Source organism: Bradyrhizobium sp. SZCCHNR1053 (assembly GCF_032381235.1).
GTDB lineage: Bacteria > Pseudomonadota > Alphaproteobacteria > Rhizobiales > Xanthobacteraceae > Bradyrhizobium.
The window spans coordinates 1-13,482 of record NZ_JAUHJM010000012.1 but is presented as its reverse complement, the minus strand read 5'-3'; the positions used below and the strand labels follow the sequence as shown (position 1 = coordinate 13,482).

17 protein-coding genes are annotated in these 13,482 nt (G+C 67.2%); 12 read left to right on the top strand and 5 right to left on the bottom strand.

Annotated elements, in window-relative coordinates; all coding sequences use genetic code 11:
* Positions 1-31 precede the first annotated feature (31 nt).
* Entirely contained in the window at positions 32-685 is a 654-nt protein-coding gene (locus tag QX051_RS23770) for a DNA-3-methyladenine glycosylase 2 family protein (RefSeq protein ID WP_315777793.1), read from the bottom strand.
* Positions 686-808: 123 nt separating this feature from the next.
* On the opposite strand from QX051_RS23770, the gene gluQRS reads away from it, so the two are divergent.
* Both gluQRS and QX051_RS23760 read left to right on the top strand, forming a co-directional pair.
* Complete coding sequence (gene gluQRS, locus QX051_RS23765; RefSeq protein WP_315777792.1) at positions 809-1,678, top strand: tRNA glutamyl-Q(34) synthetase GluQRS; 870 nt, start codon at positions 809-811, stop codon at positions 1,676-1,678.
* A 558-nt stretch (positions 1,679-2,236) separates the two neighbouring features.
* The gene (locus QX051_RS23760) at positions 2,237-3,391 is read left to right on the top strand and encodes an ATP-binding protein (protein ID WP_409998136.1); all 1,155 of its coding nucleotides are present in this window, start codon (positions 2,237-2,239) and stop codon (positions 3,389-3,391) included.
* On the opposite strand, the gene QX051_RS23755 is transcribed toward QX051_RS23760, so the two are convergent.
* Complete coding sequence (locus QX051_RS23755) at positions 3,318-4,211, bottom strand: YihY/virulence factor BrkB family protein (RefSeq protein ID WP_315736201.1); 894 nt, start codon at positions 4,209-4,211, stop codon at positions 3,318-3,320. The genes QX051_RS23760 and QX051_RS23755 overlap by 74 nt on opposite strands.
* A gap of 131 nt (positions 4,212-4,342) precedes the next feature.
* Here QX051_RS23755 and QX051_RS23750 point away from each other — a divergent pair, with 131 nt between their 5' ends.
* From QX051_RS23750 to QX051_RS23725, 6 genes are all read left to right on the top strand, one after another.
* A complete protein-coding gene (locus tag QX051_RS23750) occupies positions 4,343-4,537 on the top strand; it encodes a twin transmembrane helix small protein (protein WP_015664263.1) in 195 nt (64 codons plus the stop codon).
* A 44-nt stretch (positions 4,538-4,581) separates the two neighbouring features.
* A complete protein-coding gene (locus tag QX051_RS23745; RefSeq protein WP_315736202.1) occupies positions 4,582-5,154 on the top strand; it encodes a cob(I)yrinic acid a,c-diamide adenosyltransferase in 573 nt (190 codons plus the stop codon).
* Positions 5,155-5,272: 118 nt separating this feature from the next.
* Complete coding sequence (locus tag QX051_RS23740) at positions 5,273-6,022, top strand: electron transfer flavoprotein subunit beta/FixA family protein (protein ID WP_315777790.1); 750 nt, start codon at positions 5,273-5,275, stop codon at positions 6,020-6,022.
* Positions 6,022-6,966 carry an electron transfer flavoprotein subunit alpha/FixB family protein gene (locus QX051_RS23735; protein WP_315736204.1) on the top strand — a complete coding sequence of 315 codons (945 nt, stop codon included), beginning with the start codon at positions 6,022-6,024 and terminating at the stop codon, positions 6,964-6,966. The genes QX051_RS23740 and QX051_RS23735 overlap by 1 nt, the downstream gene beginning before the upstream one ends.
* Positions 6,967-7,065: 99 nt before the next feature.
* Entirely contained in the window at positions 7,066-7,944 is an 879-nt protein-coding gene (locus QX051_RS23730; RefSeq protein ID WP_315736205.1) for a 3-hydroxybutyryl-CoA dehydrogenase, read from the top strand.
* Between the two features lie 78 nt (positions 7,945-8,022).
* Positions 8,023-8,220 carry a putative motility protein gene (locus QX051_RS23725; RefSeq protein ID WP_315736206.1) on the top strand — a complete coding sequence of 66 codons (198 nt, stop codon included), beginning with the start codon at positions 8,023-8,025 and terminating at the stop codon, positions 8,218-8,220.
* 9 nt (positions 8,221-8,229) lie between these two features.
* Here the strand turns inward: QX051_RS23725 and tlpA are convergent, their stop codons facing one another.
* Entirely contained in the window at positions 8,230-8,919 is a 690-nt protein-coding gene (tlpA, locus tag QX051_RS23720) for a thiol:disulfide interchange protein TlpA (protein ID WP_315777789.1), read from the bottom strand.
* A 101-nt stretch (positions 8,920-9,020) separates the two neighbouring features.
* Here tlpA and argH point away from each other — a divergent pair, with 101 nt between their 5' ends.
* The 3 genes from argH to lysA all read left to right on the top strand — a co-directional run bounded on the left by argH (position 9,021) and on the right by lysA (position 12,395).
* On the top strand, positions 9,021-10,412 hold the full coding sequence (gene argH / locus QX051_RS23715) for an argininosuccinate lyase (protein WP_315777788.1): 1,392 nt from the start codon (positions 9,021-9,023) through the stop codon (positions 10,410-10,412).
* Positions 10,413-10,495: 83 nt separating this feature from the next.
* Positions 10,496-10,789, top strand: a complete 294-nt coding sequence (gene lptM / locus QX051_RS23710; protein ID WP_315777787.1) for an LPS translocon maturation chaperone LptM — start codon at positions 10,496-10,498, stop codon at positions 10,787-10,789.
* 340 nt (positions 10,790-11,129) lie between these two features.
* Positions 11,130-12,395 (top strand): diaminopimelate decarboxylase, encoded by a 1,266-nt coding sequence (gene lysA, locus QX051_RS23705; RefSeq protein ID WP_315777786.1) that lies wholly within the window; start codon positions 11,130-11,132, stop codon positions 12,393-12,395.
* Between the two features lie 6 nt (positions 12,396-12,401).
* On the opposite strand, the gene QX051_RS23700 is transcribed toward lysA, so the two are convergent.
* Positions 12,402-12,698: a type II toxin-antitoxin system RelE/ParE family toxin gene (locus tag QX051_RS23700; RefSeq protein WP_315736211.1), complete on the bottom strand. Its 297-nt coding sequence runs from the start codon at positions 12,696-12,698 to the stop codon at positions 12,402-12,404.
* The gene (locus tag QX051_RS23695) at positions 12,691-12,903 is read right to left on the bottom strand and encodes a hypothetical protein (protein ID WP_315736212.1); all 213 of its coding nucleotides are present in this window, start codon (positions 12,901-12,903) and stop codon (positions 12,691-12,693) included. Before QX051_RS23695 ends, QX051_RS23700 begins: the two co-directional genes overlap by 8 nt.
* 120 nt (positions 12,904-13,023) lie before the next feature.
* Between QX051_RS23695 and QX051_RS23690 the strand changes: the two genes are divergently transcribed.
* The gene (locus QX051_RS23690) at positions 13,024-13,347 is read left to right on the top strand and encodes an addiction module antidote protein (protein ID WP_315777785.1); all 324 of its coding nucleotides are present in this window, start codon (positions 13,024-13,026) and stop codon (positions 13,345-13,347) included.
* Positions 13,348-13,482: the final 135 nt, after the last annotated feature.

Here is a 13,482-nt window from a genome sequence, read left to right as displayed (position 1 = left end):
ACTTTGTTTGAAACGGCGTTCGCCGGAGTTGTTAGTTCGCCGATGCGATGACGCCCTCGCGCTTCTTGAGCACGCGGTAATAGCTCCACCACAGATGCGCCGCCGCGCCGCGCAGTGGCCGCCAGCTTTCCGCGAGCGGCATCATCTGCTTGGCCGTTGGCCGCGTCGCAAGGCCGAGCCCGACCTTGACCGCCTCCTGCACGGCGAGGTCGCCGGCCGGCCAGGCATCGCCATGGCCGAGGCAGAACAGCAGGTAGACGTCGGCGGTCCACGGTCCGATGCCGGGCAGGGTCGTCAAGGTGGCGTGGGCGGCATCGGCGTCCTCATTGGCGAGCACGTCGAGATTGAGCCGCCCGGCGCCAAGCTCGCGCGCGATGTGCTTCAGCGTCTTGATCTTGGCCGCAGAGAGACCGAGCCGTCCCAGCCGGTCGGCGCGGGCGCGGCGGATGGCGTCGGCATCGAAGGGATCGAATGCCGCCTGCAGCCGGCCCCAGATCGCGGCTGCGCTGGCGGTCGACAGTTGCTGGCCGCAGACGATGTGCGCGATCCCGGCAAAGCCTGGCTCGCGCCGCCGCAGCGCCGGCATGCCGGCGGCGGCGAGGATCGGCGCCAGCCGCGCGTCCTGCTTCACCAGGTCGCGGATCGCATCCTCGAGGATGTCCTGGCTATCGAGGTGAAGGGTCATCTCAGTGCGACCTTTTCCATTGTCATGCGCGGGCTTGACCCGCGTATCCATCTCGGATCGAACGAGCCCGCGAAGAATGATCGTCGGACCACGCCAGCTCAAGTCCGGCAAGGACGAGATGACATGCCACCCGTTTTCCGATTCGCCCCCAGCCCCAACGGCTATCTGCATCTCGGCCACGCTTTTTCGGCGCTGTTGAACTTCCAATGCGCGCAGCAGAGCGGCGGCCGCTTGCTGCTGCGCATCGAGGACATCGACCCGACCCGCTGCCGCCCCGAGTTCGAGCAGGCGATCTATGAGGATCTCGCCTGGCTCGGCATCGCCTGGGAGCAGCCGGTGCGGCGGCAATCGGAGCACCTCGCCGAGTACCGCGCTGCGCTGGAGCGGCTGCAGGGCATGGGGCTGGTCTATCCGAGCTTCGAGAGCCGGGCCGAGGTCGCGCGGATGGTCGCGCAACGGGATGCAGAGGGGAGGTGGCCGCGCGATCCGGATGGCGCGCCGCTCTATCCGGGGACCGCGACCTCGCTCTCCGGAGCGCGCCGTGCGGCACTGATGGCCGGCGGCGCGCCCTATGCCTTGCGGCTCGACATGGCCGCCGCGGTCGCGCGCGCGGGCCGGGCGGCCTGGGACGAGTATGGCGCCGGGCCTTGGGGCGAGAGTGGCAGGGTCGAAGCAAGGCCGGAGGCCTGGGGGGATGTGGTCTTGGCGCGCAAGGAGACGCCGACCAGCTATCACCTCTCCGTCGTGATCGACGACGCCCTGCAGGGGGTGACGGAGGTGGTGCGTGGACAGGACCTGTTTCATGCCACGAGCGTCCACCGGCTGCTGCAGGTCCTGCTCGGCCTGCCGGCCCCGGCCTATCGGCATCACCAACTGATTCGCGACGCGCAGGGCCACAAGCTGTCCAAGTCCACCCAGGCGACGGGATTGCGCGCCTTGCGCGCGGAAGGCGTCTCGCCGACGGAAATCCGACACAGGATCGGCATGGTCTAGCCGTGTCCTGTCCGCAGCCCTGATATCTCCGAATGTTTCCGGCGGGGACAACCTCCGGGGCATCGTGACACCCGGAAACGACCGTGCCATGCTGCTCAATGGCGCGGGTAATCGGGAGCTTCAATCGAAAGCGGCACGACGAGACATGACAGTACAAGTGCCCCTTCGTTTTTCGGAGTTCATGTCACAGGGGCCATGATGAAGCGCGTTCGGAAGATGAGTACGGGGCGTCGGGCCCGACCGGCCAAGCCGGCTGCGCCCAGGCCCGCCGGCGCGTCCAGAGCGCCCGCTGAAAAGGCGTCCTCCAGGACGACATCTGTGAGGATGCCGTCGTCCGCAGCACAAACGCCGAAGACACAACCGCCGAAGACCAAGGCCGCGAAGGCGGCGCCGGCTAAGGAGCGCGCCAAGGCGCGACCGCTCAAGAAGCACGTTCCTCAGGTCACGGCGATGGCGGGGAGCCGGCGAAGCGCGGCCAAGTCCGGAGTGAGGAAGCCCGAAGCCGCCAAGTCAGTGCCCAGGGCTGGCGCCGGATCACCAGGGGTCGTCGAAGCCGCGCTGGCGGTGTTCGCCCATGAGGTGCGGACGCCGCTGACAGGCATTCTCGCCATCAGCGACCTGCTTGCCACCTCCGAGCTCGGCGAGCGCGAGCGGCGCTGGGTCGATACGATCAAGGCCGGCGCGGAGCATCTGTCGAGCCTCGCCACCCTGTTCGTCGATGCCGCCAAGGACGAGACCGCCGGCGCGCTGCTGCGTGAGGATCTGTTCGATCTGCGCGTGCTGGCGCGGGCCGCCGGAGACTCGCTGTCGGGCCGCGCCGCCGCCAAGGGGCTGGATGTCAAGGTCCACGTCTCCGACGACTTGCCGGGACTCGTGTTCGGCGATCCCGTGCGGCTGCGCGCTGCGCTGGAGAACCTGATCGACAATGCGGTGAAGTTCACCGAGCAGGGCGGCGTCGCGCTGGAGGTCGTTCCCGCACGTCGCGGCGGTCGCGGCAAGCCGAGCACGGGCGCAGGCCGAGGCGCGAGCAGGGGCCGCGCCGCGATCGCCTTCCACGTCTCGGATTCGGGCATCGGCCTGACCCTGAAGGAGATCAAGCGGCTGTTCCGCCCGTTCAGCCAAGCCAATGTCTCGATCGCCTCGCGCTTCGGTGGCGCCGGCCTCGGTCTGTCCTCGGTCCGGCAGCTGGCGCGCGCGATGGGGGGCGACGTCGCCGTGGCGCCGCATGAAGGCGGCGGCACGACCTTCACGCTGACCGTGACGCTGACCGTTGCGGCCGCGCCGCGCAACACGGCAGGCGGATCGGAGAATGGCGCAGCCTTGGCGCCCACGAGGCCGTTACGCATCCTCGGGGTCGAGGACAATCCGTTCGGCCGCGTGGTGCTCAACACCATCCTCAACGAGCTCGGCCACCAGGCCGAGTTCATCGGCCGTGGCGAGGCGGCGCCGGAGCGGATCGCGGCCGGCAATTACGATGCGGTGCTGATGGACATGGTGCTGCCCGGCATCAACGGCGTCGAGGCGATTGCTCGCATTCGCAAGCTGGACGCGCCCCAAGGGACTATCCCGATCATCGGCGTGTCCGGACGCGGCGAGGACGAGGCGGCCTCGCGCGCTGCCGGCGCGGACGCGTTCCTGCTCAAGCCCGTTTCGCCGCGGGCTCTAGCGACTGCGCTTCTTGGAGCGACACGCCGCGCGGCAGCCGCGACTTGATGATCGAGGCGTTCAACTCGCCGCCATACACGAAAATCGCGGCGATGAAATACAGGAACACCAGCGCGATGATCACCGACGCGAGCCCCGCATACATCGTGACGTAGTTGTTGGCGAAGCGCGCCAGATACTGGCCGAACACGATGCCCGACACCAGCGAGGCGACGAAGGTGAAGACGATGCCGGGCACGATCTGCATGAAGCTGCGCCGGCCCGCCGGCAGCCAGGCGTGCAGGATGAATAGCGCGACGATCAGCGCGCTGATGGTGATGCCGTAGCGCGACAGGTTGACGAAGCGCTCGTTGGCTTCGACCGCCAGCGGCAAATAGCGCCGGGCGGTGGCCAGCATCAGCGGGCCGAGCACGATCAGGAACGACATCGCCAGCGCGGTGAACGCGGCGACCAGAGTATAGCCGATCGATTCCAGCCGCAGCCAGTACCAGCGGCGCTGCTCGATTACGCCATAGGCGCGGTTGAGCGCGACCCGCAGCGCCTCAACGCCATTCGAGGCGAAGTAGACCGCGAGCACGGCGCCGATCGTCAGCGCATCGGTCCGGGTCGTGGTCAGCACGTCGTGGATCTCGCCGGTCAGCGCATCCGCCACCTGCGCCGGCCAGGTCTCGAGCATCAAGGTGGCGGCCTGGTCGGCCAGGTCCTTGGAGCCGAGAAAGCCGGCGAGCGAGGTCAGGACGATCAGGAACGGAAACAGCGCCATCAGGGTCGACAGCGCGATATGGCTGGCGATCGCCCAGCCGTCGTCGGCGAGGAAGGTGTAGAACGCGTCCATGACGACGTGGAAGATGTAGCGAAGCGCCTTCACCTGTCCCTGCACTCCGCAAAAGAAACTTGGTTTGTACAATCCGATATTACGGGTCCAAAAGCCAGAAGTTGCAGCGCCGGCCGCGCGGATCCGCCATGGCGCTCTTGCGTCTGCGGTGTTATCTAGCCCCGATGGCTTCACTTCTCGGTAAATTCATCCTTCCCATCGCCGTCGGCGCGGTCGCCCTTGTGCTGTTTCTCGGCCTCGTCAACATGACGCGCGGCGGCTCGCCGAACCTGTCGCAGAAGCTGATGCGCTGGCGGGTGATCCTGCAGTTCGTCGCGGTCGTCATTGCCATGGCGGCGATCTGGGCGATGGGGCGCTGAGACCGAGACGCCGAGGCGTCGAGAAACGGACGTTGAGAAGCAGCATGGTGGTCCTGAATCGCATCTACACGCGGACCGGTGACGACGGCACGACCGCGCTCGGCAATGGCGAGCGCCGTCCCAAGTACGATCTGCGCGTCTCCGCCTATGGAACCGTCGACGAGACCAACGCTGCGATCGGCGTGGTCCGGCTGCATCTGGCCGATGCGCCCGAGATCGATGCGATGCTCGGCCTGATCCAGAACGATCTGTTCGACCTCGGCGCCGATCTGGCCGTGCCGCAGCGCGAGGGCAAGGCGGAGCGGCTGCGCGTCGTCGCCAGCCAGGTCGACCGCCTGGAGCGTGACATCGATACGCTGAACGAACGGCTCTCGCCGCTGACGTCGTTCGTGCTGCCCGGGGGAACCGCGGCGGCGGCGCATCTGCATGTGGCGCGTACCATTTGCCGCAGGGCGGAACGGATCATGACGGAGCTCGCCGGCAAGCCCGACGAGCCGGTCAGCGAGGCCGCCATTCGTTATATGAACCGGTTGTCGGATTTCCTGTTCGTGGCGAGCCGGGCCGCGAACCGGAACGGCGCCGGCGACGTGTTGTGGGTGCCCGGGCAAAACCGTTAACCCGGCGGCGTGCGGGCCTGCGTTTTTTCGCCCGTCGCGCGTTGACCGGGGGGGATGGGGGCTTTAGGTTCCGCGCCCGAAAGGTCAACCCCGGACAATTTAGAGCGAAAGAGGATCGATGAAGGTTCTGGTGCCGGTCAAGCGGGTGGTCGATTACAACGTCAAGGTCCGCGTCAAGAGCGACGGATCGGGCGTTGAGCTCGCCAACGTCAAGATGTCGATGAATCCGTTCGACGAGATCGCCGTCGAGGAAGCGCTGCGGCTGAAGGAAGCCGGCAAGGCGACCGAGGTGGTGGTGGTCTCGATCGGCCCCGCGCAGGCCTCGGAGACGATCCGCACGGCGCTCGCGATGGGCGCGGACCGCGGCATCCTGGTCAAGGCCGAGGGCAACGTGGAACCGCTGGCGGTCGCCAAGATCCTCAAGGCCGTCGCCCAGGAGGAGCAGCCGGGCCTGATCATCCTCGGCAAGCAGGCGATCGACGACGACTCGAACCAGACCGGCCAGATGCTGGCGGCGCTGCTCGGCTGGGCGCAGGCGACCTTCGCCTCCAAGCTCGAGGTCGACGGCTCCGACTTCAAGGTCACCCGCGAGGTCGATGGCGGCCTGCAGACCGTGAAGCTGAAGGGGCCGGCGATCGTCACCACCGACCTGCGCCTCAACGAGCCGCGCTATGCGTCGCTGCCGAACATCATGAAGGCGAAGAAGAAGCCGATCGCCGAGAAGACCGCCGCCGACACCGGCGTCGATCTCACGCCGCGGCTCGAGGTGCTCAAGACCACCGAGCCGGCGGGCCGCAAGGCCGGCGTCAAGGTCAAGGACGTCGCCGAGCTCGTCAACAAACTCAAGACCGAGGCGGGGGTGCTCTGATGGCCACGCTGCTGATTGCCGAACACGACAATGCCGGGATCAAGGACGCGACCAACAAGGCGCTGACGGCGGCCACTGCCCTCGGCGCCGATGTCGACGTGCTGGTCGCGGGCCAGGGCGCCAAGGGCGCGGCCGATGCCGCCGCCAAGCTCGCCGGTGTCAAGAAGGTGCTGCTGGCCGACGATGCGGCCTACGCGCACGATCTCGCCGAGCCGCTCGCCGACCTCGTCGTCAAGCTCGCCGCGAACTACGACGCGATCGTTGCGCCCGCGACCTCGCGCTTCAAGAACGTGATGCCGCGCATCGCCGCCCTGCTCGACGTGATGCAGGTGTCGGAGATCATCAAGGTCGTCGCGCCCGATACGTTCGAGCGGCCGATCTACGCCGGCAACGCGATCCAGACCGTGAAGTCGAAGGACGCCAAGAAGGTCATCACCGTGCGCACCTCGACCTTCGCCGCGGCAGGCGAGGGCGGCAGCGCGTCGGTCGAGACCGTCGCGGCGGCCGGCGACCCGGCGCTGTCGACCTTCGTCGGCGAGGAGGTCGCCAAGAGCGACCGTCCCGAGCTGACCTCGGCCAAGATCATCGTCTCCGGCGGCCGCGCGATGCAGAGCCGCGAGAACTTCGCCAAGTACATCGAGCCGCTGGCTGACAAGCTCGGCGCCGGCGTCGGCGCCTCGCGTGCCGCGGTCGACGCCGGCTATGCGCCGAACGACTGGCAGGTCGGCCAGACCGGCAAGGTGGTCGCGCCGGAGCTCTATGTCGCAGTCGGCATTTCAGGCGCCATTCAGCATCTGGCCGGCATGAAGGACTCCAAGGTGATCGTCGCGATCAACAAGGACGAGGACGCGCCGATCTTCCAGGTGGCTGATTACGGCCTGGTGGCCGACCTGTACCAGGCGGTCCCGGAGCTGACCGAGGCGCTCGGCAAGCTCGGCAAATAACGCTGCTGGCACCGGCCGCATGGGACCGCGGCGGCCGGTGTTCTCACTTCCAAGGGCATGGACGGGCGCAGCAGGCGTGCCGTCCGGGTGGATGACAACATGGCTCAGATCAACAAGCTCGGTGTGATCGGCGCAGGACAGATGGGCAACGGCATCGCGCATGTCGCCGCGCTGGCCGGGCTCGACGTGGTGCTCAACGACGTCACTGCCGACCGGTTGAAGTCGGGCATGGCCACCATCAACGGCAACCTGACCCGTCAGGTGGCCAAGAAGGTCATCTCCGAGGAGGCCCGCAATCAGGCGCTCGGCCACATCTCGATCACCGAAACCCTCGACGGCCTGGCCGATTGCGATCTCGTCATCGAGACGGCGATCGAGAAGGAGGACGTCAAGCGCAAGATCTTCCACGATCTGTGCGCGGTGCTGAAGCCGGAGGCGATCATCGCCTCCAATACCTCGTCGATCTCGATCACCCGGCTCGCCGCCTGCACCGACCGCCCCGAGCGCTTCATCGGCATCCATTTCATGAACCCGGTTCCGCTGATGGAGCTGGTGGAGCTGATCCGCGGCATCGCCACCGACGACGCCACCTTCGAGGCGGCCAAGGAGTTCGTCGGACGGCTCGGCAAGCAGGTCGCCGTCTCCGAGGATTTTCCGGCCTTCATCGTCAACCGCGTGCTGCTGCCGATGATCAACGAGGCGATCTACACGCTGTACGAGGGCGTCGGCAACGTCGAGGCGATCGATGCGGCGATGAAGCTCGGCGCGCATCACCCGATGGGCCCGCTGGAGCTTGCCGATTTCATCGGCCTCGATACCTGTCTGTCCATCATGCAGGTGCTGCACGAGGGGCTGGCGGACTCCAAATACCGGCCGTGTCCGCTGCTGGTGAAATATGTCGAGGCCGGCTGGCTCGGCCGCAAGACGCAGCGTGGCTTCTACGATTACCGCGGCCCCAAGCCGGTGCCGACCCGCTAATTTCCCGCCACCGCGGCTCCCTCGATACGCTTCGTTAAGCCTCCTCGGCTAGCGTGTGCCCCAGAGAGGTAAGCGCGTATGGATATGAGCTTGGTGGCTGCGGTCATGGCGCAGCAGACGGGTGCGATTCAGCAGCAGGTCGCGACGTCGGTGATGAAGCAGAACCTGAACGCCCAGAAGGATGCCGTCATGACGCTGCTCGGCGGCGCGCAGCAGACGCTGTCGCTCGCCAATGCCGGCCCCGGCGTCGGCGGCAATCTCAACATCGCGGCCTGATATCTCTGGTTACAGGCCCGCGGCCGCCTTCGATGTCGCCGCCTGGATCAGCTTGACCGCGTCGGCGCTGTCCCATTCGGCGGGACCCGCGATGGTCGCGATCTCGCAGCCATTCGAATCCACCAGCACCGAGGTTGGCATGCCCAGCGCGCGGCCGACCGCCTTCAGGTCCTGGAACACCTTGGCCTTCGGATCGCTGAAATAGGCCAGCCGGGTCAGCTTGGCGTCGCTGAGGAACGCCTTCGGCTTCTCCGGATCGCGGGTGTCGATGTTGACCGCGACCACCTGGAAATCGTCGCCGCCGAGCCTGGCCTGCAGCGAGTCCAGCGCCGGCATCTCCTTGCGGCACGGCACGCACCATGTCGCCCACAGGTTCAATAGCACCGTCTTGCCGCGAAAATCCGACAGTTTCTTCGGCGCCCCCGAGCTGTCCTCGAACGCCAGATCCGGCAGCCGCAGCGGCGCCGTCGCAGCCGTCAGCGCGGCCACCTCGCCCTTGATCAGCGGCGCGATCCGCTTGGCGGTGGCGACCGCCGCCTGGCACGCCTGGTCGCCCGACGGCCGTCCCTTCAGCAATCCGCCAAAGGCCACCGCGGCGATGCCAGCCGCGGCGACGACCGCGACGGCACTGGCCGCGAGCAGCGTCCGGCGCGAGCGGGCGGGGCGGGCAGGGGACGGGTCAGGCTTATCGTTTGTCATCTCGGGTCGGTTGCGGCTATCAGGAGCGCGAGTTTCGGGGCGGCGCCGGACGGTGTGTCCCATCCCATGGCGGTCAGCAAGGTCTTAAGAGCGGTTCAGGCATGAGCAACAAGATGTGGGGCGGACGGTTCTCGGAGCGTCCCGACGCGATCATGGAGGACATCAACGTCTCGATCGACGTCGATCGCCATCTCTACGCACAGGACATTGCCGCTTCCAAGGCGCACGCCGCGATGCTCGCCGCCCAGGGCATCATCACCGCGACTGATGCGAAAAATATCGGCAAGGGTCTAGACACGATTCTGTCAGAGATCACCAAGGGGTCGTTCCAGTTCAAGCGGGCGCTGGAAGACATTCACATGAATGTCGAGAGCCGGCTCTCCGAGCTGATCGGCCCCGCCGCCGGCCGCCTGCACACCGCGCGCTCGCGCAACGACCAGGTCGCGACCGACTTCCGCCTGTTCGTGCGCGACACCATCGACGACATCGACGCTGGCTTGGCGGCCTATCAGCACGCCCTCGCCACCCGCGCGCTCGATTACGCCGGCACGGTCATGCCCGGCTTCACCCATCTGCAGACCGCCCAGCCCGTCACCTTCGGCCACCATCTGCTGGCCTATGTCGAGATGGCCGGGCGCGACCGCGGCCGCTTCCTCGACGCCCGCAAGCGCCTCAACGAGTCGCCGCTGGGCGCCGCCGCGCTGGCCGGCACCTCGTTCCCGATCGACCGCCACGCCACCGCCGAGGCGCTCGGCTTCGAGCGCCCGATGGCCAATTCGCTGGACGCCGTGTCCGACCGCGATTTCGTGCTGGAGACCCTGTCGGCCGCCTCGATCTGCGCCGTGCACCTGTCGCGCTTCGCCGAGGAGATCGTGATCTGGACCTCGCCTTTGGTCGGCCTGATCAAGCTGTCGGACAAGTTCACCACCGGCTCCTCGATCATGCCGCAGAAGCGCAATCCGGACGCCGCCGAGCTGGTGCGGGCCAAGACCGGCCGCGTCATCGGCGCGCTGAACGGGCTGCTGATCGTGATGAAGGGCCTGCCGCTCGCCTACCAGAAGGACATGCAGGAGGATAAGCAGGGCGCGATGGAGGCGTTCGCGGCGCTGTCGCTCGCGATCCGCGCCATGACCGGCATGGCGCTCGACCTCGTGCCCGACGAGGCGCGGATGAAGGCCGCGGCCGGCGAGGGCTACGCCACCGCGACCGACCTCGCCGACTGGCTGGTGCGCACGCTGAAGATGCCGTTCCGCGAGGCCCATCACGTCACCGGGCGCATCGTCGCGCTCGCCGCCAAGCAGGGCGTCGCCCTGCACGAGCTGCCGCTGAAGGCGATGCAGGAGGTCGAGCCGAAGATATCAGCCGAGGTTCTCGGCGTGCTCTCGGTCGAGGCGTCCGTGAAGAGCCGCACCAGCTACGGCGGCACCGCGCCGAAGAACGTGGCCGCGCAGGCCAAGAGCTGGCTGAAGCGGCTGGAAAAACAGCGAAAGTAGGGCTGCTGTCTGAAATTTGACCGGCGTGGCGTGGCTCTCCGGCACTCGCCACATCCGGTCAATCTCTGTATGGTGCCGCCCGCATGGGGATCTCACACGTGAATCGCAGTCGCCGTCCGCTGTCCGTAGCCCGCGCCCTTCTGGTCATGGGCGCCGCAGCCCTTCTGCTCGCCGCCTGCGGGCGCAAGGGCCCGTTGGACCTGCCGGCCAACTCCCCGCCGGCGCCGCAGATGTCGGCCGCTCCCGCCGACACCGCGACGGAAGCTGCGAACAAGCCCGGCCTGTTCAACTCCGGCTACGGCGCCGACGCCGCCCCCGCCGCCACCCGCGGCCAGAAGAAACCCTTCATCCTCGACCCGCTGCTCGACAGCAAATAGCGGCTGACGCGCCCGCGACGGGCACCACCCCTTCTCCGGGGGAGATCGCATCCGACCGACGCCTGCGCAGGCACCTAGGCCGCCACCGTCCTTCGAGACGCCCGCCTCCGGCGGGCTCCTCAGGACGAGGACTGAACTTGTGGCGCGACCTGGCCCCCGGCGAGATCTCCACCCTCATGGTGAGGAGCGCCGCGCGCGGCGCGTCTCGAACCATGAGGCCCGGACGGCGCGGCATCTGTGCCTCGGCGAGGACGGCAGCTTCAATTGACATTCCGGCTCATTTCCCGGCAATTCGCCGCCACAATCAACCTTCTCGCGGCCCCGTGCGCGGATCAGACCCATGAATCATTTCGACTACCGCGACGGCGTGCTGCACGCCGAGGCCGTCAATCTCACCTCCCTCGCCGCCACCGTCGGCACGCCGTTCTACTGCTACTCCACCGCGACCCTGGAGCGGCACTACCGCGTGTTCGCGGACGCCTTCACCGGCCAGGACGTGCTGATCTGCTACGCGATGAAGGCCAACTCCAACCAGTCGGTGCTGCGCACGCTGGCGAAGCTCGGCGCCGGCGCCGACGTCGTCTCCGGCGGTGAATTGAAGCGCGCGCTGGCGGCCGGCATCCCCTCGCGCAAGATCGTGTTCTCCGGCGTTGGCAAGACCGAGGCCGAGCTGCGCGCCGCGCTCGCGGCCGACATCCACTGCCTCAACATCGAGTCCGAGCCGGAGCTCGATCTGCTGGCGCGGCTCGCCGTCGAAACGGGTCACACCGCCCGCATCTCCGTGCGCGTCAACCCGGATGTCGATGCCGGCACCCACGCAAAAATCTCGACCGGCAAGTCGGAGAACAAGTTCGGCATTCCCCTGGAGCACGCGCGCCGCGTCTATGCCCGCGCGGCGAAGATGCCCGGCATCAAGGTCACCGGCGTCGACGTCCATATCGGCAGCCAGATCACCGATCTCGGCCCGATGGAGACCGCCTTCCGCATCCTGACCGAGTTCGTGCAGACCCTGCGCGCCGACGGCCACGACATCTCCCATGTCGATTTCGGCGGCGGCCTCGGCATCCCCTATCACATGGACCGCGCGGTGCCGCCGGAGCCCGCGGCCTATGCCGCCATGGTCAAGCGCGTCAGCCACAATCTCGGCTGCACCCTGATGTTCGAGCCCGGCCGCATGATCGTCGGCAATGCCGGCATCCTCGTCGCCAAGGTGATCTATGTGAAGCACGGCGAGGCCAAGAACTTCGTCATCATCGACGCCGCGATGAACGACCTGATCCGGCCGACCTTGTACGAGGCGCATCACGACATCCTGCCGGTGATCCAGCCCGCGCCGGGTGCGCCGTCCTTCACTGCCGACGTCGTCGGCCCGGTCTGCGAGAGCGGCGACTACCTCGCGCTCGACCGCACGCTGCCCGAGCCCAAGCCCGGCGACCTCCTCGCCATCATGACATCAGGCGCCTACGGCGCGGTGCAGGCCTGCACCTACAACACCCGCGCGCTGGTGCCCGAGGTCCTGGTCAAGGGCGACCAGTCAGCGGTGATCAGGCCGCGCATCGAGGTCGAGCAGCTGATCGCGATGGATACGCCGGCGCCGTGGCTGTGAGGACGATCAATCGAACAGATCGGGCCTGATCTCGCGCGAGTGATGCATGATGGCGCGGATCACGACGCCGTCGCGATCTTCGGTGTAGAACACGATATGCGCCTGGAACCGAAACCGCCGGTGCCCGGGCGCAATATCGTCCACACTCGCACCGATCCGCGGAAAATTCGCCAGCAGATCGAACGTCCGCTCAAGCCCGGCATGGTAGGCGTCGGCTTGGTACGTACCAAAAGTGCTGTTCGTATAATCGTAGATTTCAAGCAGATCAGCCTCGGCGCGGGCTGAGAGCTTGAACTCAGCCACGGCGAGCCGCCGCCCGCCGTTGTGCCTCGGCGCGAATATCGCTCATGGTCGAGCTGCTGATGCGCGCGCAATCGGTATGCTGCAGCACTTCGCGGTAGCGCGCGAGCTGCTCGTCGCGGCTCAAAGCCTGCCATTCGGCAAGCTCGGCTTCGCTCGGCGGCAGCGCGGAAGGCATTGCACGGGTGGTAGCGTCGGTCATATCCATAAAATAGCACGGGCCACCGGGAGATGCGAGGGGGGCCGGTCTGCCGCAGCGCGACAAGCGGACCCAAGACAAAGACATCCGGAAGGCCCAGGACATCGCCGCGACACTGGAGGATTGAGGATGAAAGTCAGCAGGCTGAAGAAGTTCGACGCCGCTGAGCACCTTCGCACACCGGCCGCCCGCGCGGAGTATCTCAACATGGTGCTCGCCGACGGCGATCCCGCCGAGGTCCGCGACGCGCTCAATCTCGTCGCCCGGGCGCAGGGCATGCGCCAGGTCGCCAAGGCCGCCGGCGTGACCAGGGAGGGGCTCTACAAGACCCTTGGCGAAAACGGCAACCCCGAATTCGCGACCGTGCTGCGGATCATCGTCGCGATGGGAATCCGGCTGACGGCAGAGCCGGCCGGAGCCAAGCCGAAGGCGAAAGCCACGGCGTTGCGGTGACGATGATGCACGGCAACGCTATTCCCTACTGCTGCTCGGAGTGAGGCGGGGACGGCTTTAGAGCGTGATGTTTTTTGCCGGAATCAGGATTCCCGAGTCGGTGAACTTCTGATTCAAATTCCATGCTGGAGCCGG

Excerpts from the sequence above, each read along its gene's own strand:
- QX051_RS23740 (WP_315777790.1), top strand. The coding sequence starts at position 5,273 with ATGAAGGTTCTGGTGCCGGTCAAGCGGGTGGTCGATTACAACGTCAAG.
- QX051_RS23725 (WP_315736206.1), top strand. The coding sequence starts at position 8,023 with ATGGATATGAGCTTGGTGGCTGCGGTCATGGCGCAGCAGACGGGTGCG.
- QX051_RS23695 (WP_315736212.1), bottom strand. The coding sequence starts at position 12,903 with ATGGATATGACCGACGCTACCACCCGTGCAATGCCTTCCGCGCTGCCG.
- QX051_RS23750 (WP_015664263.1), top strand. The coding sequence starts at position 4,343 with ATGGCTTCACTTCTCGGTAAATTCATCCTTCCCATCGCCGTCGGCGCG.
- gluQRS (WP_315777792.1), top strand. The coding sequence starts at position 809 with ATGCCACCCGTTTTCCGATTCGCCCCCAGCCCCAACGGCTATCTGCAT.
- QX051_RS23770 (WP_315777793.1), bottom strand. The coding sequence starts at position 685 with ATGACCCTTCACCTCGATAGCCAGGACATCCTCGAGGATGCGATCCGC.
- lysA (WP_315777786.1), top strand. The coding sequence starts at position 11,130 with ATGAATCATTTCGACTACCGCGACGGCGTGCTGCACGCCGAGGCCGTC.
- QX051_RS23690 (WP_315777785.1), top strand. The coding sequence starts at position 13,024 with ATGAAAGTCAGCAGGCTGAAGAAGTTCGACGCCGCTGAGCACCTTCGC.
- QX051_RS23730 (WP_315736205.1), top strand. The coding sequence starts at position 7,066 with ATGGCTCAGATCAACAAGCTCGGTGTGATCGGCGCAGGACAGATGGGC.
- QX051_RS23735 (WP_315736204.1), top strand. The coding sequence starts at position 6,022 with ATGGCCACGCTGCTGATTGCCGAACACGACAATGCCGGGATCAAGGAC.
- QX051_RS23745 (WP_315736202.1), top strand. The coding sequence starts at position 4,582 with ATGGTGGTCCTGAATCGCATCTACACGCGGACCGGTGACGACGGCACG.
- tlpA (WP_315777789.1), bottom strand. The coding sequence starts at position 8,919 with ATGACAAACGATAAGCCTGACCCGTCCCCTGCCCGCCCCGCCCGCTCG.
- lptM (WP_315777787.1), top strand. The coding sequence starts at position 10,496 with ATGGGGATCTCACACGTGAATCGCAGTCGCCGTCCGCTGTCCGTAGCC.
- argH (WP_315777788.1), top strand. The coding sequence starts at position 9,021 with ATGAGCAACAAGATGTGGGGCGGACGGTTCTCGGAGCGTCCCGACGCG.